18 protein-coding genes are annotated in these 22,232 nt (G+C 67.4%); 7 read left to right on the top strand and 11 right to left on the bottom strand.

Going from position 1 to position 22,232, the window contains the following annotated elements; genetic code table 11:
* Position 1: 1 nt before the first annotated feature.
* A complete protein-coding gene (locus tag C8271_RS06945) occupies positions 2–2,743 on the bottom strand; it encodes a bifunctional acetate--CoA ligase family protein/GNAT family N-acetyltransferase (protein WP_106506691.1) in 2,742 nt (913 codons plus the stop codon).
* A 92-nt stretch (positions 2,744–2,835) separates the two neighbouring features.
* Between C8271_RS06945 and C8271_RS06940 the strand changes: the two genes are divergently transcribed.
* Genes C8271_RS06940 through C8271_RS06930 form a run of 3 tightly spaced genes read left to right on the top strand, consistent with a single transcriptional unit; the run spans position 2,836 to position 7,338 of the window.
* On the top strand, positions 2,836–5,295 hold the full coding sequence (locus C8271_RS06940) for a DNA gyrase/topoisomerase IV subunit A (protein WP_170957820.1): 2,460 nt from the start codon (positions 2,836–2,838) through the stop codon (positions 5,293–5,295).
* 14 nt (positions 5,296–5,309) lie between these two features.
* On the top strand, positions 5,310–6,434 hold the full coding sequence (locus C8271_RS06935; RefSeq protein ID WP_138774537.1) for a hypothetical protein: 1,125 nt from the start codon (positions 5,310–5,312) through the stop codon (positions 6,432–6,434).
* Between the two features lie 28 nt (positions 6,435–6,462).
* The gene (locus C8271_RS06930; RefSeq protein ID WP_245921001.1) at positions 6,463–7,338 is read left to right on the top strand and encodes a D-hexose-6-phosphate mutarotase; all 876 of its coding nucleotides are present in this window, start codon (positions 6,463–6,465) and stop codon (positions 7,336–7,338) included.
* 104 nt (positions 7,339–7,442) lie between these two features.
* Here the strand turns inward: C8271_RS06930 and C8271_RS06925 are convergent, their stop codons facing one another.
* The 4 genes from C8271_RS06925 to C8271_RS06910 all read right to left on the bottom strand — a co-directional run bounded on the left by C8271_RS06925 (position 7,443) and on the right by C8271_RS06910 (position 12,060).
* Positions 7,443–8,084 (bottom strand): class I SAM-dependent methyltransferase, encoded by a 642-nt coding sequence (locus C8271_RS06925; protein WP_106506688.1) that lies wholly within the window; start codon positions 8,082–8,084, stop codon positions 7,443–7,445.
* Between the two features lie 47 nt (positions 8,085–8,131).
* Positions 8,132–9,064, bottom strand: coding sequence for a metallophosphoesterase (locus C8271_RS06920; RefSeq protein WP_245920999.1), 933 nt, complete (start codon positions 9,062–9,064; stop codon positions 8,132–8,134).
* Positions 9,065–9,104: 40 nt separating this feature from the next.
* On the bottom strand, positions 9,105–9,890 hold the full coding sequence (hisF, locus tag C8271_RS06915) for an imidazole glycerol phosphate synthase subunit HisF (RefSeq protein WP_106506687.1): 786 nt from the start codon (positions 9,888–9,890) through the stop codon (positions 9,105–9,107).
* Positions 9,891–9,996: 106 nt separating this feature from the next.
* Positions 9,997–12,060: a DNA gyrase/topoisomerase IV subunit B gene (locus C8271_RS06910; RefSeq protein WP_245921180.1), complete on the bottom strand. Its 2,064-nt coding sequence runs from the start codon at positions 12,058–12,060 to the stop codon at positions 9,997–9,999.
* Positions 12,061–12,333: 273 nt separating this feature from the next.
* Between C8271_RS06910 and C8271_RS06905 the strand changes: the two genes are divergently transcribed.
* Positions 12,334–12,552, top strand: coding sequence for a DUF7455 domain-containing protein (locus C8271_RS06905; protein ID WP_106506685.1), 219 nt, complete (start codon positions 12,334–12,336; stop codon positions 12,550–12,552).
* Positions 12,553–12,666: 114 nt separating this feature from the next.
* Here C8271_RS06905 and C8271_RS06900 read toward each other — a convergent pair whose 3' ends face one another.
* The 4 genes from C8271_RS06900 to metX form a co-directional block, all read right to left on the bottom strand.
* Positions 12,667–13,254 carry a GNAT family N-acetyltransferase gene (locus C8271_RS06900; protein WP_106506684.1) on the bottom strand — a complete coding sequence of 196 codons (588 nt, stop codon included), beginning with the start codon at positions 13,252–13,254 and terminating at the stop codon, positions 12,667–12,669.
* A 64-nt stretch (positions 13,255–13,318) separates the two neighbouring features.
* Positions 13,319–14,938: an RNA polymerase sigma factor gene (locus tag C8271_RS06895; RefSeq protein WP_245920996.1), complete on the bottom strand. Its 1,620-nt coding sequence runs from the start codon at positions 14,936–14,938 to the stop codon at positions 13,319–13,321.
* A 321-nt stretch (positions 14,939–15,259) separates the two neighbouring features.
* Positions 15,260–15,664, bottom strand: coding sequence for a universal stress protein (locus C8271_RS06890; protein WP_106506682.1), 405 nt, complete (start codon positions 15,662–15,664; stop codon positions 15,260–15,262).
* Positions 15,665–15,775: 111 nt separating this feature from the next.
* A complete protein-coding gene (gene metX, locus C8271_RS06885) occupies positions 15,776–16,801 on the bottom strand; it encodes a homoserine O-acetyltransferase MetX (protein ID WP_425428189.1) in 1,026 nt (341 codons plus the stop codon).
* Positions 16,802–16,985: 184 nt separating this feature from the next.
* On the opposite strand from metX, the gene C8271_RS14300 reads away from it, so the two are divergent.
* Positions 16,986–17,111: a hypothetical protein gene (locus C8271_RS14300; protein WP_281260381.1), complete on the top strand. Its 126-nt coding sequence runs from the start codon at positions 16,986–16,988 to the stop codon at positions 17,109–17,111.
* 38 nt (positions 17,112–17,149) lie between these two features.
* On the opposite strand, the gene C8271_RS14140 is transcribed toward C8271_RS14300, so the two are convergent.
* Positions 17,150–18,373 carry a hypothetical protein gene (locus tag C8271_RS14140; protein WP_245920995.1) on the bottom strand — a complete coding sequence of 408 codons (1,224 nt, stop codon included), beginning with the start codon at positions 18,371–18,373 and terminating at the stop codon, positions 17,150–17,152.
* Positions 18,374–18,535: 162 nt separating this feature from the next.
* Between C8271_RS14140 and C8271_RS06870 the strand changes: the two genes are divergently transcribed.
* Entirely contained in the window at positions 18,536–19,672 is a 1,137-nt protein-coding gene (locus tag C8271_RS06870) for a polyprenyl synthetase family protein (RefSeq protein WP_106506678.1), read from the top strand.
* A gap of 34 nt (positions 19,673–19,706) precedes the next feature.
* On the opposite strand, the gene C8271_RS14135 is transcribed toward C8271_RS06870, so the two are convergent.
* Entirely contained in the window at positions 19,707–20,060 is a 354-nt protein-coding gene (locus tag C8271_RS14135) for an Rv2175c family DNA-binding protein (RefSeq protein WP_106507934.1), read from the bottom strand.
* A gap of 93 nt (positions 20,061–20,153) precedes the next feature.
* Between C8271_RS14135 and pknB the strand changes: the two genes are divergently transcribed.
* Positions 20,154–22,226: a Stk1 family PASTA domain-containing Ser/Thr kinase gene (gene pknB, locus C8271_RS06860; protein WP_106506677.1), complete on the top strand. Its 2,073-nt coding sequence runs from the start codon at positions 20,154–20,156 to the stop codon at positions 22,224–22,226.
* Positions 22,227–22,232: the final 6 nt, after the last annotated feature.

The raw sequence follows: 22,232 nt of genomic DNA, 5'->3' as shown, positions 1-22,232 counted from the left end.
GTCACTTCTGCGCCCTGTCCGGATCCGGGGGCGTGTCCACCGGGCCGGCGAGGGTGCGGCGCGCAGAGTCCGTGCGGTTCGGTGCGGTCGCGACAGTGGCGTCGGCGCCGACCACCACACAGCCCTGTTGGGCGACGATCACGGGGTACAGATCGAGGCGTGCGACTTCAGGCAGATCCTCTGCGAGACGTCCCATGCGCACGAGCAGATCAGCCAGGGCATCACGATCCGCTGGAGGCAGACCACGGCGGCCGTCCAACCGCACGCTGCCGGCGGGCGCGTCAATCAGACGATGTGCGGCGGGCATGCTGAGCGGCGGGATCGCGTAGGCGATGTCGTCGAGAAGATCGGTCGCGTCCCCGGCAACGGACAGGGAGATCACGGGCCCCAGGGCAGGGTCCTCCACAGTGCGCACCACCATGGGCACGCCGGGCTCAGCCATGCTCTGCACGCGTAGCGGCGCCGAGGAGAACGCGAGGCGCTTACGCATCTCGCGATGAGCGTGCCGCACGTGCGCGGCATCCGCCAGATCAAGCCGCACCCCACCCAGGTCAGCACGGTGGCGCAATATCGGGTCACTGCTCTTGAGCGCCACCGGATAGCCGAGCTGCTCGGCATTGCGCACAGCCAGCTCCTCGTCGGACGCCGGCAGGGACGGGAGCACAGGAATACCGTATGCCTCCAGCAGTTCCGTCACGTCGGTCGTGTCCATGCGGGCCTCGCCATGAGGCGCGGGGATCGCCTCCTCGACGAGTCGACGGGCACGAGCGGGGTCGATACCGTCCAGGATCGGCGGCGCCGCCTCATCCACGTGCGGCCGCAGCGCGGCGGCGAGCATTCCAGCTCCGGCGCGCACGGCGGCATACGGCGTGGTGAAGACGGGCGGCAGCACCGAGTCATCGCGCACAGCCTGCCGCACCTGCTCCATGCGCTCTCGCGTGGTCACCAGGCACACCAAGAGCGCGACCTCACAGTGGCGCGCGACCGTGGCCATCTGCCGAATCACCTGGGCGGGATCGCCCACCATCGTGTCGAGCACACCGGCGACGACGAGATCCACGTGGTCCAGGGCAACCATGGATGTGAAGGCACGCTCAACCAAGCGGTGCGAACCGGTCAGCGGCACGGACCGGTTATCGATGCGCACGTCCAGATGGGCGGTGTCTGCGGCGCCGCGCAGCGCCTCCCCCAGGGCGGGGGTATTGGTCAGCAGGCCAACGCGCGGTCCTTGCGGCAGGCCCTGTCGAGCGATCGCATCGGTGATGTCGAGCAGATGGTCCACGCCCTGGGTGGCCTGCACCACGCCAGCGGAGGCGAGCACCTGGTCAAGTGCGCGTCGCGGCAGGGTGCTGGTGCGCACGAGATGCCCGGGCGGTACGGAGGAACCGGTGGCCGGTGGCCGCATGACGATCAGCGGGGTGCTTCGGGTCAAGCGGCGTGCAATGCGGGTGAACTTGCGGGGGTTCCCCATTGACTCCAGCGCAAGGCCGATCACGTCGACGTCAGGGTCGCCCTCCCAATGCTGCAGGCAGTCATTCAGGGAGACGTCCGCCCGGTTGCCCACGGAGACAAACTCGCTCACACCTGTGCCGCGGGCGTCGACACCGGCCAGCAGCATGGCAGACAGAGCACTGGACTGGCCGGCCAGCGCGGTGCGACCCGTCCTCGGTGTGCCGGGGGCCAAAGAGACATTCAGGCCGTTATCACCGGTGCGCAGGAACCCGAAGGAACCGGGGCCCAGCAAACGCATGCCGTGGCCGCGGACCGCGCTGAGCAGCGTGCGCTGCAGCTGCGCGCCATCCGGTGCGGACGCGAAGGTTTCTGTGGGAATCATGACGCTGCGTACGCCGATCGCGGCGCAGTCCTCCACCGCCTCGAGGCAGGCCTCGGGCCGCACGGCGAGCACGGCGAGGTCCACGGGTCCGGGGACGTCCGCGATGCGGTGGTGGGTGCGGTGGCCGCGGATCTCGAATGCGTCGCGTGCGACCAGATGCACGGCGCCGGGGAACTCGGATCGCTCGAGCGCCGCGAGGATCCGTCCGCCCGGTGAGTCACCGCGAGTGGAGACACCCACCAGGAGGATCGATTCGGGGTGAAGTAGACGCTCCATGGCAGTTGCTTCGGCGGCATGCTCACGTTCGGCCATCACCGCAAGCGAACGCTCCGTGGGATCAATGGAGAAAGACACCAGCACGACGCCGTCGTCGTAGGTGCGTTCAACATCGAAACCAGCATCGGTGAAGACGTTCAGCATCTTCGTGTTCTGGGGCAGCACTTCCGCTGTGAAGGTGCGGATACCTCGTTCACGTGCTGCGGCAGCCAGGTGCTCGAGTAGAACAGAGCCCAACCCGGTGCCCTGACGTGAATCAGACACGTTGAAGGCAACTTCTGCCGTGTCGTCCTCGGTGCGGTCGTACCGGCCGACGGCGATGATCCGCTCCCCCACCAGCACGACGAACGCGACCCGATCCCGGTGATCGACGACGGTGAAACGCTCGAGGTCCTTCTGTGAGAGCGTGGGCATGGCCGCGAAGAACCGCAAGTATCGGGACTGCTCAGACTGAGCCTCATGAAAGGCCTGGAGCGCGTGAGCGTCCTGTGGACGAATGGGGCGCAGATGCGCGGCGGAGCCGTCGCGCAACGCGATATCGGCCTCCCAGTGCGCCGGGTACGCAGGGCGCGCCGAGGGGCTCTCCCCCCGTCGGCGGGAGAAAAGAGCTGCCCCATCGCGCCGTGTCGCCATGTCTGCAGGGTACCGGCCATCCGATGCGGATCACAGGATTTCTCGGTGCGGCCTGCGCTGTCACCCGCCGCATATGGGCGATGATGGCGAACATGGCCCGAAGCAGAGCATCGCAGACCACGGCGGAGGACGAGCCCTTCGAGGAGTCGATCCTCGACATTGACGTCACCAGCGAGATGGAGGCGTCCTTCCTCGAGTACGCCTACTCGGTGATCTACTCGCGCGCTCTGCCTGATGCGCGCGACGGCCTCAAGCCCGTGCAGCGTCGGATCCTCTACATGATGGCGGAAATGGGTCTGCGCCCCGATCGCGGGCATGTCAAGAGTCAGCGCGTTGTGGGTGAGGTGATGGGCAAGCTCCATCCGCACGGCGACAGCGCGATCTACGACGCCCTGGTGCGCATGGCGCAGGACTTCTCGATGCGTCTGCCGCTCGTGGATGGTCACGGCAACTTCGGTTCTTTGGACAACGGGCCAGCTGCGGCGCGTTACACGGAGGCTCGGCTGGCAGCAGCTGCTCTGCTCATGACGGACTCGCTGGACGAGGACGTCGTGGACCTGGTGCCGAACTACGACAATCAGCTCACCCAGCCCGAAGTTCTTCCCGCACAGTACCCGAACCTGCTGGTCAATGGCGCATCAGGCATCGCGGTGGGGATGGCCACAAACATGGCGCCCCACAACCTCGTCGAAGTGATCGCGGCGGCGCGTCACCTGATCGACGATCCGGAAGCCGATCTCGAGGCACTGATGCGCTTCGTGCCCGGGCCGGATCTGCCCACGGGCGGCCGGATCGTGGGGTTGGACGGGATCCGGGACGCGTATCGCACGGGGCGTGGTTCCTTCAAGATGCGTGCCACAACCCGCATCGAGAACGTGACGAGCCGCCGCAAGGGCATCGTCGTCACGGAGCTGCCGTACCAGGTGGGGCCGGAGAAGCTCGCGGAGAGGCTGCGCGATGCCGTGCAGTCCAAGAAGGTGCAGGGCGTCAGCGACTACCAGGACCTCACCGACCGCCACCACGGCATGCGCCTGGTCCTGACCATCAAATCCGGGTTCAACCCGGAAGCGGTGCTACAGCAGCTGTACAAGCACACCCCGATGGAGGAATCCTTCGGGATCAACAATGTGGCGCTGGTGGACGGGCAGCCCCGCACCATGGGCCTCAAGCACCTGCTCGAGGTCTTCGTCGACCACCGCATCGCCGTGGTACGGCGCCGCACCGAACACCGGCTGGGCAAGCACCGTGACCGCCTGCATCTGGTGGAAGGCCTGCTGCTGGCCATCGTGGATATCGACGAGGTCATCCAGATCGTCCGCACGAGCGATGACGCTGAGAGCGCCCGCACCCGCCTGATGACCGTCTTCGACCTCACGCAGGTACAGGCCGAATACATCCTTGAGCTGCGTCTGCGCCGCCTGACGAAGTTCTCGCAGATCGAGCTCGAGGGCGAGCGGGATGACCTGCGCCGCGAGATCGAGCGGCTCGAGGAGATCCTGAGCTCCGAGGAGGTGCTGCGTCGCCTCGTGTCCGATGAGCTCGCTCAGGTCGCTGCTAGCCATGGCACGCCACGCCGTACTGTCCTGCTCGAAGCCGCAGACCAGCCGGCCCCTGCACAGGCGGGAGCCGACCTCGAGGTCGCCGATAACCCCTGCCGGGTGCTGCTGACCGGTACCGGGCTGATCGCCCGGATCGCGGGTGAGGAGCCACTGGTGCGCGAAGGCCAGCGTGGCGCGCACGACGTGGTGGTCTGTGATGTCCGCACCTCGGCACGCTCCGACGTGGGGGCGGTGACCAGTGCCGGGCGTGTGCTGCGTCTGAGCGTGGTGGACCTGCCGGAACTGGTCGCAACAGCCAGCGCGCCCTCGCTCGCTGGCGGCACCCGCATCGCGGACCTCGTGGCGCTCGAGCGCGACGAGCGTGTGGTGGGCCTGATCCGCCTGGGCGAGGACGACATCGCCCGGGGTGGCTCGCTCGCGCTCGGCACTGCGCAGGGCGTGGTCAAGCGGGTGCAACTCGACTATCCGCGCACCGACGGCTTCGAGATCATCGCGTTGAAGGACGGTGACCACGTCGTGAGCGTGGTCGACCTTGAGCAGGACGCTGACCTGGACCTCGTGTTCATCACCTCCGACGCGCAACTGCTGCACTTCCCCGCCTCCGGTGTCCGGCCGCAGGGTCGCGGTGCAGGCGGTGTGGCAGGGGTGAAGCTCAGCGCCGATGCACAGGTGGTCAGCTTTGGCGCGATTGATGTGACAGCAGCCGCCGATGTGGTCACGGTCGCGGGGACCTCGGGAACACTGCCCTCGCTGCAGACAGGCTCGCTGAAGGTCACAGCTCTCGCGGAGTATCCGGCGAAGGGCCGGGCGACCGGCGGTGTGCGCTGCCACCGTTTCCTGCGTGGTGAGGACGCCCTGATCAGCGCCTGGGTGGTGCCTCATCCAGCGCGTGCATGCTCCGAGGCCGGCCAACCGATCGACCTTCCCGCTCCCGTGGGCAGGCGCGATGGTTCCGGCTCACCGGTGGCGGTGCCGATCGCCGCGGTCGGCTGACCCCGCGTGCGCTGATGAGATCGAGACCCACAGAGCCTGACCGCCCGCGCGGGCGAGAGGCGGCGTCACGTGCCCGGCTCCGGGCCTCGCCGGCGATCCGTTCCGAGGTCCTGGCGCTGTTGCTTGGTGTTGCCGGCGCGCTCGCTGGTATCGGCATCGGCGCTTCGTTGCTAACCGGCACAAGGCCGCTTTCCGGCGACCCGTCGATCGGACAGGCAGCCGCGATCGCCTCCTTCGTCGTGGCTGTGCCGATCGCTGCCGCGGTCCTCCTGCTCCTGACCCGACGTCGTGAGCCCTGGCTGCAGAACGCACCGGGTTGGCGCTTGATCGCGGACGTCGCAGTCCTCGCGCTCGTCCACGGCCTGCTCGCATTCTTCTTGGTGAGTGGCGCCTTCTTGGTGTTCCAATCCGCATTTGTCGGGGTTGCCCTGGATCGCGTGGCGGGCACCTTCTGGGTGGCGATCGCCAGTGCCACCACCGCCTACGTGGTCGCCTCCAGCGCCCAGGCTGTGACCACGCGTTCTCTGGCGACGCTACTCGCTGTGTTCGTGGTCGTCGGTGTGCTGTCTGCAGCCCTGGTCTCGCCGGACCCGTTCTGGTGGGAACGCTATTTCTCGGTGCTCGGCGCCCAATCGGACCAATCTGGTCTTCGGTTCAACATCACCCTGCTGTTGACAGGGATCGCTCTGGTCACGGTCTCCGAGGGCGTCGCCCACGATCTGCGCGTGTGGGTGGAGCACATGGGAGAATCCCGCTGGCGAGTGCAGGTTGTCCACGCCGCATTGGCCTCTATCGGGCTGCTCGTGGCCGCGGTCGCGCTGATCCCGATGAACGTCAACCGCACTGCGCACGACATTGCCGCGAAGTCACTCGTGGTCGTCTTCGGACTGATCCTGCTCACGTTCCCTGTGCTGCTGCACTGTCTCCCCGGTGGTCTACGGGCGTTTACAACGGTCGCCCTCGGGCTGTTGATCACGCTGGTCGTGCTCTACGAGGGCCTGGACTACCTGAACATGACAGCCTTCGAGATGGGGGCAAGCATCACCACCTACGCCTGGCTGCTGCTGTTCGTCCGTACTGTGAACGCCGCCGCTGACGGCGTCAGGTCTCTGCCGGCGAGCTCAGGTGATCCCACGTGAAGCACGCCGGGTGTGGGACGGTTATGCCATGACGACCCCCATCCCGCTCACCTCTCCCGACGATCTGCCCGTCGGCATCGCCGCCACGACTGTCAGCGGCGCGGATGCTCTCCATGTGAGCACCTCCGCCAGTGAGGCGACACTGCTCCTGGACGGGGCACAGCTGATCAGCTGGATCCCCGCGGGAGGGCCTGATGTGCTGTGGGTCTCCCCTGAGGCGTCCTATGGCCCGGGCATGAGCGTCCGCGGCGGCATCCCGCTGGTGGGCCCCTGGTTCGGTCCGGGTCGCGACGGCATTAAGCCGTACAAGCACGGCTGGCTGCGCTCCCACCGGTGGACACTCACCGGCGCGCGGTCCACCCCGTCGACGGCTGAGCTGCAGCTGGAGCTGGCGGATCCAGAGCAGTCGGGTCTGCTGGCCACAGTGCATCTTGGCATCAGCACCACGCTGCAGATCGACCTGACCCTGATCGCCGGCTCCCAGGCCGTACTGGTCGAGTCCGCGCTGCACACGTACTTCGCTGTCGACGATGTCCGGGAGAGCTCCGTCGAGGGGCTCGGCGGCATCGGCTTCCTCGACAACACCAGGGGCCTCGCGCCCGACGAGCAGGAGGAGGGCGATCTCCTCCCTGTCCAGCCGCTGGACCGGGTCTACGAGACCCCAGGCCATGATCTCGCCATCCGAACCGCTCGGGGTCGCCGGATCCGGTCAGCCGCAGAGGGCACCAACCGCACCGTGGTGTGGAACCCGGGCGCTGACGGGGCCGCGAAGCTCGAGGACATGCCCACGGAGGCATGGACGCAGTTCCTGTGCGTCGAGCCGGCGGTCTGCAAAGACGGTGCAATCGACCTCGCCCCGGGCGAGGCCCACAGGATCGCTGTCACCTACAGCGTCGAGAACTGATCCAGGGCGACGGCCCTGCTTCCCGGCCGGGTCTCCTGAAGCACCTCCCGGCCGCCTCCTATGAGGCGCCCCGGTCATGTCCTGAGGGGATGCCCTGACACGTATCAGCCGGCCGATCCGTCGGCCGCAGAGCGGGCGTCCTGAACCGGCCGGCGTGCGATCACCTCGGTGACATGCCAGTGCTTCGGGCCGCCGAAGGAGCGGCCGTCGTGCTCCCGCTCCTCGCGCTCGAGAACCTCGAGACCGTCCACCAGCCCGTCAATCTCGTCCTGGCTGAAGAAGCTTCCGTCGGTGCCGGCCGCCCAGTCGTCGCGCTCCCCGAACAGGTCCACCGCCACCACGCCGCCGGGCTGCAGGCATGCGCGGAGCTGTGACCAGACGGCAGTGAAAGCCGGCGGAGTGAGGAAGGAGAGCGTCGCGCAGGACAGCACGATGTCGGCATCGGGGAGGGCTCCTGCCTCCTCCAGCCGTCCCAGACGGGCTGTCACACCGGCGCCGTGGTCCCTCAGTGCGTCGAGGGCGTCCCGCTGGCTCGCATCGACGTCGTAGGCGTGCACGTGGTAGCCAACCTCCGCCAGGTATAGGGCCTCGATCCCGGCACCGGCACCCAGGTCCACGGCCGTGCCTGAGGTGGCTCCTGAGGCGCGGTGCGCGGTGACGGCACGGACGGCAAGAGGCCGCACCGTCCGGCCGTGCTGCGCGGCGTTGTAGGCGGAGAAGTCCCGGTCCTCGGCGCGTGGCTGCATGCGTCCATGCTGCCACGTGGCAGCAGGCGGGTCTCGTCCCTGAGCGATCAGACGGCCCGCAGTGTGACGACGACCAGTTCCCGAGGGTTGTTGACCCGCACGCCGAGGATGGAGTTCCCCAGTCCCCGCGAGATCACCATCTGCGTGCCGGCTTCGGTGTGCACGCCCTCGGTGAGCTCCGGGAGCACACCCTGGTGCGGGGCGAAGAGACCGCCCACGAACGGGATCCGCACCTGCCCGCCGTGGGCGTGACCGCTGAGCACCACGGACGCTCCCCCGGCGGCGTAGTCCTCCAGTAGCTCGGGTCGGTGCGCGAGCAGGATGAGCGGGCCCTGCTGCCCGGCGACCAGCCGTGCGGTCTCCTGGGCGGTGTCGGGCAGATCGCGGCCGTCGGCCCTGTAGACACGCGGATCGTCGAGCCCGCCCAGATGCAGTGCTCCCCCGTCGAGCGTCGCCGTCGTGGTCCGGCCACGCAGGACCTCCACACCCGCCGTGTCGAGGTCATCCAGGAACTGGTCGCGAAGGGACGAGTCCGCTTCATGGTTGCCGAGAACAGCGTACGTCGGGGCCAGTTCGCCCAGGGAGGTGAGGAGATCTCGCGTCGCCGTGGTGTCCTGGGTCCGCACGTCGATGAGATCGCCGGTCAGCGCGATGACGTCCGGGCTCGCCGCGGCGGTCTCGGCGAGGATCCGTTCATGGAAGCCGCGATGATCAGCGGCGTGCAGGTCGGAGATCTGCACGATCCGTGTGCCGTCCAGGTCCTGCGCCAGCCCCGGAACGGACACCTCCACACGGCTGACCTGCAGACGGTGGTTGTCCCACAGCAGCCAGAGCGTGGAGCTCACCAGCAGGGCGAGGATCAGCACGCCAGTGAGGATGATCCTGACGTGTCCTCGGGCGCGCAGGGGGTCATGCTCCGGCTCGCCCACGGACAGCCCGCTGTACCGTCTCATCCCGCGTGAGGGCTCGGGCAGGATCATGCTGAGGTCGTGGCAGGTGGCAGCATGGACGTCCCCATGCTCATCGCACCGAGTGGCCGGCCTGGGCGAGCTCTGTCTTGACCTCGTCGATCCTGACGGTCCCGAAGTGGAAGATGCTGGCGGCGAGCACCGCGTCCGCACCGGCTTCGACGGCCGGCGGGAAGTGTGCCGCTGCCCCGGCACCGCCGGAGGCGATCAGCGGCACGGTGGTGGCCGCGCGGGCGGCACGGATCAGCTCGAGGTCGAATCCTCGTTCCGTGCCGTCGGCGTCCATCGAGTTCAGCAGGATCTCGCCGGCGCCGCGGCGGGTGACCTCTAAGATCCACTCGATCGCGTCGATACCGGTGCCGCGACGTCCGCCGTGCGTGGTCACTTCGAAGCCGCTTCCGGAGCGGGCTGGTCCCTCGGGTGTCTCCTCGCAGACGCGTCGGGCGTCGATCGAGAGCACGAGCACCTGGTTTCCGAAGCGGTCGGCGATCCGATCGATCAGCTCGGGATCGGCGATCGCCGCGGTGTTCACACCGCACTTGTCGGCGCCAGCGCGCAGCAGCTCGTCGACGTCCGCGACGCTGCGCACTCCCCCACCGACGGTCAGCGGGATGAAGACCTGCCCGGCGGTGCGGCGCACCACATCGACCATGGTCGAGCGCCCGGAGGACGAGGCGGTGACGTCGAGGAAGGTGAGTTCGTCGGCCCCTTCGGCGCCGTAGCGGGCAGCGAGCTCAACGGGATCACCAGCGTCACGCAGGTTGCGGAAATTGACGCCCTTGACGACCCGCCCGTCATCGACGTCCAGACAGGGGATCACACGAACAGCCAGGGTCATGGTGCTCTCCTCGCACACTCGGTCGGGTCAGTGCTCAGGCGGTCCGCAGCGCTCGCTCGGCGGGGCTGCGATCCCTGCGAACGGGTGGGTGATGGACGACGGTGCGTCAGGCGTCGATGCGGTCGAGGTCCAGCTCCTCGGCGCCCTCGATGATGAACTGCTTGCGTGGCGCGACCTCGGATCCCATCAGCAGCTCAAACATGGCAGTGGCGGCCTCCGCATCTTCGATGCGGACGCGCCGCAAGGTGCGGTGGCGCGGGTCCATGGTGGTGTCGGCCAGCTGGTCGGCATCCATCTCACCCAGGCCCTTGTAGCGCTGGATCGGCTCCTTGTACCGCTTGCCACGCCGCTCGAGGCTCTTCAGCAGGCGTTGCAGCTCAGCCTCCGAGTAGGTGTAGACGTATTCGTTCTTCTTCTTGCCGCCATGGATGATCTCCACCCGGTGCAGCGGTGGGACCGCGGCATAGACACGACCTGCCTCGACCAGCGGCCGCATGTACCGGTGGAACAGAGTCAGCAGCAGGGTACGAATGTGGGCGCCGTCAACGTCGGCATCGGTCATCATGATGATCTTGCCGTAGCGGGCGGCGTCCAGGTCGAAGGTGCGTCCCGAGCCAGCACCGATCACCTGGATGATCGCGGCGCACTCGGCGTTCTTCAGCATGTCAGTGATCGACGCCTTCTGGACGTTCAGGATCTTCCCGCGGATCGGCAACAGTGCCTGGAACTCGGAAGACCGGGCGTTCTTCGCGGTGCCGAGCGCGCTATCGCCCTCGACGATGAACAGCTCGGAGCGCTCCACGTCGGTGGCACGGCAGTCCGCGAGCTTCGTCGGCATAGTGGAGGACTCCAGCGCGTTCTTGCGGCGCGAGACCTCCTTGTGCATCCGCGCGGCGATGCGGGCGCGCATCTCGGAGACCACCTTGTCGATGACGAGCGCCGCCTGTTCCTTCTCGCCCTTCTTGGTGGAGGTCAGGAACTCGGTCAGGCGCTCCTCGACCACCTTCGCGACGATCTGCCGGGCCGCGGGGGTGCCCAGCACCTCCTTGGTCTGGCCCTCGAACTGCGGCTCGTCGATCCGCACACTGACCACGGCGGTGAGACCGGCCAGGGTGTCGTCCTTCTCGATCTTCTCATTCTTGGCGTTGAACTTGACCCGGCGCGCCTGATTCTCGACCTGCTTGCGCAGCACCTTCACCAGGGCCTGCTCGAAGCCTGCGACATGGGTGCCGCCCTTCGGGGTAGCAACAATGTTCACGAAGGAGCGGGTGATCGAGTCATAGTCACTGCCCCAGCGCAGGGCGATGTCGACCTCGCAGGTGCGTTCCACGTCGGTGGAGACCATGTGGCCGTTCTTGTCGAGCACCGGCACGGTTTCGGTGTAGTCGCCGCTGCCCTGCAGACGGATCACGTCGGTGATCTTCTGGTCCTGCGCAAGGTACTCGACGAACTCGGAGATACCGCCGTCGTACCGGAAGGTGCGCGTTGTCGGCATATCCGGGTTCGCCTCGGGTCGGTGATCGGTGACCGCGAGCTCCAGGCCCGGCACGAGAAATGCCGTCTGCCGGCAACGCCGCACGAGCTCCTCAAGGGAGAAGTGCGATCCCTTCACAAAGATCTGTGGATCAGCCCAGTAGCGCACCCGCGTGCCGGTGACACCGCGCTTGACCTTGCCGACCACCCGCAGTTCAGCGGGCCCGTCCGCCGGGGTGAAAGGACTGTCGGGGCGCGGTTCGCCCTCGTCGGCGAACACCCCTGCCTTTCCTCGACTGAAGCTCATGGCATAGGTCTTCCCGGCACGGTCGACCTCCACGTCGACCCGGGCAGACAGAGCGTTGACCACACTCGCGCCCACACCATGCAACCCGCCGGCCGCCGCGTAGGAGCCGCCGCCGAACTTCCCGCCGGCATGCAGCTTCGTGTAGACCACCTCGACACCGGTGAGGCCAGTACGGGGTTCCGTGTCCACGGGGACGCCACGGCCGGTGTCACGTACCTCGACGGAGCCGTCGTCATGGAGGATCACGGCGATCTGGTCGCCGTTGCCTGCGAGTGCCTCATCGACGGCGTTGTCGAGGATCTCCCACAGGCAGTGCATGAGGCCGCGTGAATCGGTGGAGCCGATGTACATGCCGGGGCGCTTGCGTACAGCTTCGAGGCCTTCAAGCACCTGCAGGTTGCGGGCATCGTAGGCGGTGGAGCTGCGCGAGGACGACGCGGACGCTGCGGCGCCGCGGGAGCTGCTGGTGGATGTCGACACCCCATCGATGGTACGGGGAGGCGGCGGTGATCTGCGGTATTGCGGCGGCGCTCACATGGGCGTGCCGTCGCAGCCTCACGAGTAGAGCACCGGATCACGTAGCGCTGCGGGATATGTTCCGCCACCAGCGAACCCGTGGCCCACACCACCGCATCCAGGACGCGCGGGTGCTAGAAAAGGGGCATGAACACGACTCTTGAAGCTCCCCGACTCACCGCGCACGACCGCTGCGACCGCTGCGGCGCCCAGGCGTACGTGAAGGTGGTCCTCACGGCGGGCGGTGAGCTCATGTTCTGCGCGCATCATGCTCGCGCGCATGCCTCGGCTCTGGAGCCGATCGCCGATCAGGTCATCGACGAGACCGATCGTCTGCACGCGAAGCCCGAGCTGGTTGAGGACTGATTCGCTGAGCCTTCCGAGCTCTTCTATGTCACGGCCCTGTCCCGCATGGACAGGGCCGTTCTCGTGCCGAACGACGCAGTGTGCCCCAGGCGTTCTCGCCGCGGCCACGCAGGATCACCGCGACTGCCGTGCCAGCTCTTCCGGGCCGCCGCGCAGGAGCACACGGGCGTCACCCGCATACTCCACCCACTGGGTGCCAGTCTCTGGCCTCGGGTAGCGCACTCCGGTCGCAGTGAAGCCGAGCCGCTCATAGGAGCCAGCAGCTGCGACGTTCGAGTCATCGACCTCGAGCAGAAGACGCGGCCGCCCCAGGGCCACCGCGCGCTCGGCGATCGCCCGCCACAGCATCGAGGAGACTCCACGGCCACGCAGTGAGGGACGCACCCACAGGGACACGACGATCGACTGATCAGGATCGATCACGTGCTCGTCGGTATACCCCTCAGGCAGCAGCGCGATCCCGCCGGCCGGTGGGATACCGGCGATCTCCTGACCCTCCGCGTCGACGGCACGGGCCTGGACATGGATGCGCGGGCCCCGCAGCTCCTCGCGCCATTCGGCTTCGGTGAGCTGTTGGGCCTCGTCGAGCGTTGCCCAGAATGCCGTCGGTGAGTCCTGCAGCATCTCCAGACGCAGATCGCGATGCGAGCTCCAGTCCTCGGGGCCCATCTCGCGCACGACATAACCAGCAGGGTCGGGCATGTTGTCCTGTTGCTCCTGGGCACCGTGCCGCCGCGCCTTTCGCGGGCGAGGCGGCGGCAATGGATCAGTCCAGGTAGTCCCGCAGGACTTGCGAGCGGGAGGGGTGGCGCAGCTTCGACATGGTCTTGGACTCTATCTGGCGGATCCGCTCGCGGGTGACACCGTAGACCTTGCCGATCTCGTCCAGTGTCTTGGGCTGGCCATCCTCGAGGCCGAAGCGCATGGACACCACACCGGCTTCCCGCTCCGAGAGGGTATCCAGCACGGAGTGGAGCTGCTCCTGCAGCAGCGTGAAACTCACTGCATCGGCCGGCACCACAGCCTCGGAGTCCTCGATGAGATCGCCGAATTCGCTGTCGCCGTCCTCGCCCAGCGGGGTGTGCAGCGAGATCGGCTCGCGACCGTACTTCTGGACCTCGACCACCTTCTCGGGAGTCATGTCCAGCTCCTTGGCGAGCTCCTCCGGGGTGGGCTCACGACCCAGGTCCTGCAGCATCTGACGCTGCACGCGGGCGAGCTTATTGATGACCTCGACCATATGCACGGGGATGCGAATGGTGCGGGCCTGGTCCGCCATGGCGCGGGTGATCGCCTGGCGGATCCACCACGTGGCGTAGGTGGAGAACTTGTACCCCTTGGCGTAATCGAACTTCTCGACGGCGCGGATCAGACCCAGGTTGCCCTCCTGGATCAGGTCCAGGAACAGCATGCCGCGGCCCGTGTAGCGCTTGGCCAGGGAGACCACCAGGCGCAGGTTCGCCTCCAGCAGGTGATCCTTCGCGGCCCGGCCGTCCTCAGCGATGATGGCGAGTTCGCGGCCAGCTTTAGTCTTGCGCAGCGATTCGTCGCGTTCGAGCTTCTTCTCAGCGAACAGGCCGGCCTCGATGCGCTCAGCCAGTTCAACCTCCTGGGCGGCGTTGAGCAGCGCCACCTTGCCGATCTGCTTGAGGTAGTCCTTGACCGGGTCTGCGGTGGCGCCAGCGGTGACCACCTGCTGCGCCGGGGAATCATCCTCGGTGCTGGCGTTGACGACGAAGCCGCCCGAGGCTTCTGCCTCGTGCTCGTCCTCGCTCTGCTCTTCGGTCTCCTCGACGTCCTCATCGTCGACGGGATCGTCGTCGGTCTCCTTCGCAGCGGACCGGCGGGTCGTCGTCTTTGCACCGGACCGGGCCGAGGAGCTGCGACGGGTCGACGTCTTCTTCGCGCTTTTCTTCGTGGTCGTCTCGTCTGCGCTGGTCTCGGCATCGTCGGCGCCAGTGGCAGTCTCGTCAGCACCATCTGCGGTGGCAGTGGAGAGCTCCTGCTCCTTCGTCGTCGCAGCCGACGCCTTGCTCGAGCGCTTGCGCGTGCTGGACGAGGAACCTGCCGCCTTCGAGCCCGCGGCCTTGGTGGCGGTGGTGCTCGCAGACGAGGTCGAGGTCTTCGACGTCGAGCTCTTCTTCGCGCTCGTCGATCCGCTCTTCGCGGTCGACCCACTCTTCGTGCTCGTCGATCCGCTCTTCGCGGTCGTCGATCCGCTCTTCGCGGTCGTCGATCCGCTCTTCGACGTCGAGCTGCTCTTTGATCCGCTGCTTCGCTTCGCGGTCGAGCGGGCGGACGTGCGCGAGGTCGTCGACGTCGAGCGAGAAGCGGAGGTCTTCTCGGTGTCGTCGGTGGTGGTCTCAGCAGACGTGGAGGAGGTCACGGATTCCTTCTTCCGGCGGTGCCGCAGCAGCTCCGCCCAGCTCGGGCATGGTCATCTCAACGGGGCCTGCGGACCGACGTCCGCGTGTGTTGGATCCCGAGGATCCAGCACTATTCAGCCGTTTCACGGCGCACGAAGGTGCGTCGCCGTCAAGCCCCACGAGTATAACGCTCGCACTGGCAGGTTATTCCCGCGGCGGACAACGCCGACGACACACCGTCGATGGCACGATGTGCAGCGCGCGGCAAGTCCATCCCGAGGCGCCCATACCGACGGCGTGGTGTGCCGCCACGAGCCGTCCTGCTTATCAGCGCCGGTGCGTCATGACGCGTTCGGCAGACCGTCCTTGACCGTCAGGACGGGGCACGGGGATCCCAGGACGACGCGACGAGCGGCGGCGCCGAGGGAGAGTTTGCCGATCGGAGACTTGCGGCGCAGTCCGATCACGATGCAGGACGCCTGCTGCTCCTCAGCTGTCGTGAGCAGGAAGTCACCCGCCTCCTGCTCGCTGTCCTGGATCACGGTGACGTCGACATCATGCCCTTCAAGCTCATCGAGGGCGCGACGGATCTCTGCCTCATCCGCGGCCATGCGGCCGTTATCGGGGTCGTGGTACTGGTGAGCGGCGATGATCAGGTGGTCGCTCGTGCGTCGGGCCTGCGCGAGTCCAGCGTTCAGCGCTGCACGCCCCTGGGCGGACGGCGCGAACGCGACAACGATGCTCATGGCCGACCTGACCGTCCTCTCCCGCCGGTGGTCACCGCAGGCCCGCCCTGCGGTGTGTGCCGGTATCCCCGCGGCACTGCGGTGAGACCCGACCGGATCAGGTTACCTGAGTCATGACCCAAGAAAGTCCCTCACCCACTGCTCGACATCTGGATGCGGCAGCAGGAAAGCATCATGTCCGACCGGGGAGGAGGCCAGGTGCTCGTGCGCACCGGGGATCGCCTGAGCCATGCGGGTCGCCATGGCGGGCGGGAACAGTCGATCCGAGTCGAAGGAGATCACCAGAGTGCGGGCACGGATTCTCCCCAGTGCTTCCTCCAGACCTCCCCTGTCGCGTCCTACATCGTGGGTGTTCATGGCTCGGACGAGCACGAGGTAGGAGTTCGCGTCGAAACGGCGGATCAGCTTGTCGGCGTGATGGTCGAGATAGCTGGTGACCTGGTGTCGCCCCGTGCCGTGCAGCGGGTCCTCTCCGTGCTGTGCTTGGTTTCCGAAGCGTTCCTCGAGCTGATCAGCTGCACGGTAGGTGGTGTGGGCGATTCGGCGAGCGATGCCCAGTCCGGTATGAGGTCCGCCACCGAGAGCGTGGTCGTAGTAGTCACCACCTGCGAAACCGGGGTCGGCGTGGATCGCGGCGACCTGGGCACTGTTCCAGGCAATCTGGTCGGCGCTGGCACGTGCACCGGTCGCGGTGAGAACAAGTCGCTGCACACGATGTGGCACGGTGACCGCCCACTCCACCGCGCGCATCCCGCCCATGGATCCGCCGATGACGAGCGCGAAACTGTCAATGCCCAGGTGGTCCGCCAGGGCGATCTCCGCCGCTACCTGATCGCGGATGGTCAGGGACGGGAAGCGGCTGCCCCAGGGGCGGCCGTCGAGGCCGGGTGAGCTCGGTCCTGTGCTGCCTTGACAGCCGCCGAGCACGTTCGCAGCGATCACGAACCAGCGCTCGGTGTCGATTGGGCGTCCGGGACCGACCACAGAGGGCCACCAGCCCTCGCTCGGATGGCCGGGCCCCGCTGGGCCGCAGACGTGCGAGTCGCCGGTGAGGGCGTGCAGGACGAGCACGGCGTTGGAGCGGTCAGCGTTCAGCTGCCCCCATGTCTCGTAGGCAAGGCGCACCTGGGGAAGCACTGCGCCCGATTCGAGGTGCAGCGCACCCAGCTGCGCGAATTGTCTGTTGCCCGGCAGGCCCCCAGGACGCCATGCGCCCGTGACAGATGAGGAGCTGCTCGCGCTATTGCTGCCCGGTTCGCGAGAGCCGTCCGCATCGATGGCCCACTCGGCATGAACATCGGCGCGCTCGGCCCGTCCCCGGGTGGGTTCGTTCGAAGGCTTCGCTCCCGCGGTCCACGCCGTCGGGGTCGCGCTCGAGGGCGCAGTTGACGTGCCCGCCACCACCGCCATAGCAGTCAGCTCCTTCCCGCACCGGTTGCTGCTCTGATCACCCCGCGACCCACGATGCGAACCTGAGAACGAGCATCAGGGCTTCGGAGATGATCCACCGGGCCACCAGGCGGGGACGTCCGGCCCGCAGACCACGGCTGCGAGCAAGAGTGCCAGAGGATCCTCCCGATCGTGAGCCAGGCGATGATCCGCAAACCGCCCCGCTTGCGCGTACCGATGGCTCCACCAGGCGAGGATGGCGAGGGTCTCGACCGTCGTGCACCAGGCGCTCAGAGCCGTGTCGTCCTCTCCGGCTTGGAGCATCCCGTCCAGCAGACCCTCTGTGTGCTCGAGCACCTCAAAGCAGCTCCCACCAGGCATGACGTCGGGATGCGGGACGAATGATGCGTCGTTCACGATGCGGGAGAGAAGATGCTCGCTGACGTCGCCGCCGCCCTCCGCACGGCTGGGAAGCACGTCGATGAGTGCGCCCGGATGAGGCAGATGAGCGAGCAGGGTGATCCACGTCTGCACCCGTTCACACTCCGTCATGCTCGCGTCAGCTGACTCCTGCTGCGACCAGCGTCGAAGGACCTCGCGCACCGCGTTCAGACCGTCCATGACCCGTCTCGCATCCGGCCGATCACCACCCACCGCCTCGTGGCAGCGAGAAGGACCCTTGAGCAGTCCGCAGGCCGCATGATGCCGACCGAGCTCCGCCAAGCGTTCACGGTTTCTGTCCGTATCGGCGGGCAACGGCGTGCCGTCGAGCACGGCGCCCGCGGCCGTGATCGTCTCCTCGATCGCGGGCAGTGGAACCGTGGGAGAGACCAAGAGGTCCACTCCCTGCGCATCCTGCTCCCCGAGCACGACGAGCCGGGCGGTCCCGCCACCGACGATCCAGATATCGGGCAGGCCGAAGCGTTCAGGCAAGAGGCGGTCGGCCGCCACGAGGACCCGACTGGCGAGGGTGATCGCGAGACCGTCGAGCAGGTGATCTGGCACCTCCTCACGACCGTCATCCAGCAGGATCAGAGCATCGGCGCAATGCACGCCGCGCTCCTGCATGTCATGAAGGTGTCGCTCCACTCCTTCGAGGCCGCCGGGCGTGAGCACGTGCTGCAGCGGCGTCGCGGTGATCACGGCGGTGTGATCCGGTCCGCAGCCATCGAGCAGCAGTACATCTCGGGGAACGCTGGCCATGGCCAGCTGTGCTCTGGCGATCATCTCGGCGGGCCCGGTGGGGCTCGCGACGAGCCTCGCAATGTCGGGAACGTCAGCTTCACTGCTGCGTGGGGGATCGTGACGATGTGCATCCATGGCTCGAGCCTGCCCTGGCCGCCGGATCCACGGCGGCGGACTGTGCACGGGTTGGCGTGGGGAGGATTCACGGTGCGACGCGACGGAGCAGTGCACCCCTTCAGACTCACGTGACAGGATCAGGACACCCACCAGCTGCAGCGCCTGTCCGGGAGTTCCTTCATGCCGACTGATCCTCATGCCGCCCTGCTCACTCAGCTCGATACCGATCTGGTCTCTGCACTGCAGAGGATCCTTGAGCAGGAGCTTGCCGCACGCCACATCGAGCTGCAGGCCCTGGGCACCGAGGTCCATGCCCTGGTGAGCCACCTGCAGACCTTTCTGCGTGGCGGGAAACTGCTGCGGCCGCGGTTCTGCCTCCTGGGCGGCCTCGCCGCGCTTCCCACTGCGCCATCTGCTGAGCAGCTTGCGATGCTGGCGCACATCGGCGCCGCTATCGAAATGGTGCAGGCGGCTGCCCTCATCCACGACGACGTGATCGACCACTCCCCCATGCGACGCGGCAGACCCGCTGTGCATGTGGCGGCTGAGAAAGCGCACCGCCATGCGAACCTGATCGGAGACTCCGCCGAGTACGGTGTGGCCACCGCGATCGTGTTGGGTGACCTGGCACTGTCCTGGTCAGAGCAGATGGCCGCACAGCTTGAGCGGACTGCGAGCCTGGACATCGGCAGCGCTTCTCGTGCCCGCGCCGAGTTCGATCTGCTGCGCACCGAGGTGATGAGCGGCCAGTACCTTGACATCCTCCACCAGGCTGGTGGACTCACTTCTGCCGCAGATCCGGAAGAGGCTGCGCTGCGTGTGATCCGTTGGAAGACCGTGCCGTACACCGTGGATCGCCCGGTCCGCATCGGCGCAGCACTCATGGGCGCCAGCACAGACCTGCTCGATGAGCTCACGCGATGGGCTATCGATGTCGGCACCGCCTTCCAGTTGCGCGATGACCTGCTGAGCATCGTCGGCGATGAAGCATTGACGGGCAAGCCCGTCGGTGGCGATATCCGCGAGGGGAAACGCACAGTGCTGCTCGCCCGCACCGAGGCAGCAGCCGACGCGTCCGACATGGCTGTGCTACGCGAGACGGTGGGACGCGCCGATGCATCGCAGGAGCAGGTGCTGTCCGTCTGCGACCTGATGCGCGCCACCGGCTCCGTTGACTCCGTGGCGGCCGATGTGCGCACTCGAGCCGAACGCGCCCAGGCGCTTCTGGAGGAATCTCAGCTGCTCAGTCCGCTCGGTGTTGCCGGGCTCGGGCAGCTCGCCGCGGTCGCGACCGACCTCACACCTCTGCGTCTGTGAGGACACGCGACTGGCCGTCAACGCAGCCTGGCCTCTACAGCGCGAGGGCCTGAGCGCGTCGGCGCACTTCACCGCGCTGTCCGCGCCGCAGATGATCGATCGGCCTGCCCGGCAGCGAGTCATCCTCGGTGAAGAGCCATTGCAGCGCCTCAGCGTCGTCAAAGCCGCCGTCGCGCAGCACGGTGATGGTGCCGGGCAGGTGCTGCACGACACGCCCGTCCAGGAGAAGCTCTGCTGGAATGCTCCGTACCACGGGGGCGCCCCGGCGCACCGCCAGCAGCTGCCCGTCATCGAGTAGGCGCCGCACGACCGAAACCTCACAATCGAGCTGCTCAGCTGCGTCGGGCAGGGTCAACCATTGCGTGATGATGTCGTCCAGTTCGTCCACACAGCCCAGGGTGCCACGTCGCACCAGCTGATGGCGCAGAGCGCCCGTGTGTCGCTGCCCAGAACCGGGACCGGCGCATCCTAGCCTGAGGCCGTGACCTCGGCGACGTCGACTTCCCCCGACACCGACCAGCTCCTCAACGGCCGCTACCGCATCGAGGAGCGGATCGCGCGCGGCGGCATGGCCACTGTTCATCGCGGACGCGATGAGCGGCTGGACAGAGTCGTCGCGCTCAAGATCATGCACCCGCACCTGGCGCAGGACGAGCAGTTCCGTCGGCGTTTCGCCCGCGAAGCCCGTGCCGCAGCCCGGCTCGCTCACCGCAATGTCGTGGGGGTGTTCGACCAGGGCGAGGACGCCGACCGCATCTATCTCGCGATGGAACTGATCGAGGGTGAGACGCTGCGTGAACGCATGGCACGCTGCGGCGCACTCACGATCGACGAAGCCCTCGAGATCACCGCGCAGATTCTCGAAGCACTCGCGGCAGCGCACGAAGCCGGCATCGTCCACCGTGACATCAAGCCGGAGAACGTGCTGATCGACTCCGAGGGCACGGTCAAGGTGGCGGATTTCGGTCTTGCCCGCGCGATCGGAGCGGCACACTCCTCCACGAGCGCCACGCTGCTGGGCACTGTTGCCTACATCAGCCCCGAGGTCGTCACCCGCGGGCAGTGCGACGAGCGCAGTGACCTGTACTCGCTGGGCGTGATGGTGTTCGAGATGCTCACCGGCGCCCAGCCCTTCACCGGGGAACAGCCCGTGCACATCGCATTCCAGCATGTGCACGACGACATTCCCGCGCCTTCCAGTCGTGCTGACGGAATCCCGCGCTCGCTTGACTCACTCGTGCTGTGGATCGCCGCACGGCGCCCCGAGTCGCGGCCGCGCAGCGCCCGTCAGCTGCTGCATGCCGTGCGAGAGCTGCGCACCAGCCTTGCCCCGTCTGTGCTCGCGCGTCGCCCCGCTCCCTGTGAAGCGATCGACGCTGCTACAGGCGAGCTGCCTGCGCTGACCGCGTCCCTGGACGCCCAGGAGCTCAGCGCCGCAGCCGCCGTGCGTTCCTTCCCGCTCGCACGCCTTGACGCCGTAGAGGAGTCCGACGGCTCGGCATGGGATAGCAACCGTGCGCGTGAATCCACATCACCGGACAACCCCGACGTATCGGCCGACGACTCCTCGGCTAGCGATCCCCTGCGCTCACCGCGCACGGTCACCATGCATGCTCCCCGTGCACGCCGAGGGCGTCACCTTCCGCACGGCACTCGTCGTCGTTCCCGCCCCATTGCGGCGCTGGCCGGGCTCGCGCTCGTAGCGTCGCTGGGCACAAGCGCCTGGGCTGGCACCGACTGGTATCTCATGAACGGCCCCGGCGCGGACCGAACCGTTCCGGTGCTCGTGGGCACCACCCTGGCGGATGCGGAAACGGCTCTGACAGCCGCCGACCTCGAGACCCGCACCGTTGAGGAGTTCAGCGAGACGGTGCCTGTCGGGCACATCATCAGTGCGAGCCCCGAGAGCGGCAGCGTGGTCAAGCGTGGCGGAGATGTTCGCGTCGTCGTCTCCAAGGGGCGCGAGACCTTCGCTGTTCCCGATGTTGCCGGGCTCAGCCGTGAAGAGGCCCGCAGTCGCGTCGAAGCGGTAGGGCTCGTGCTGGTCGAGGACGATCCGGAGTACTCCGAGACCGTCCCGAAGGGCGAGATCATCTCGCAGTCCCAGCAGGCTGACGCGCTGCCGGCAGGCGGCGAGGTGCATGTCGTCGTCTCACAGGGGCGTGTGCCGATCCAGATTCCGGATCAGACCGGGAAGGGGTCCGACGCGGCCCGCAGCGCGCTCGAGAATGCCGGCTTCGCGGTGCGTACGGCCACTGCGCACTCCGGTTCGGTTCCCAAGGGCTCTGTCATCTCACAGACGCCGTCCGGTGGCACCGGTCATCGTGGCGACACCGTCGAGCTGGTGATCTCGGCCGGTCCCGAGATGATCGCGGTGCCGGATGTGTTCCGCAAACCGGAGGCGGAGGCGCGCAGTGCCCTCGAAGGGGCAGGTTTCACCGTGCAGGTCCGCTATGACCGTGGCGAGCCGGTGTTCGGCCTCGTGTACCAGCAGTCCACCGCAGCCGGAACGAAAGCCGCGAAGGGCTCCACGATCACAATCGACGTCTTCTAGCACGAG

The organism is Brachybacterium timonense, assembly GCF_900258505.1.
Classification (GTDB): Bacteria; Actinomycetota; Actinomycetes; order Actinomycetales; family Dermabacteraceae; genus Brachybacterium; species Brachybacterium timonense.
The sequence above is the reverse complement of the archived record's forward strand: the minus strand, read 5'-3'. Positions and strand labels throughout refer to the sequence as shown.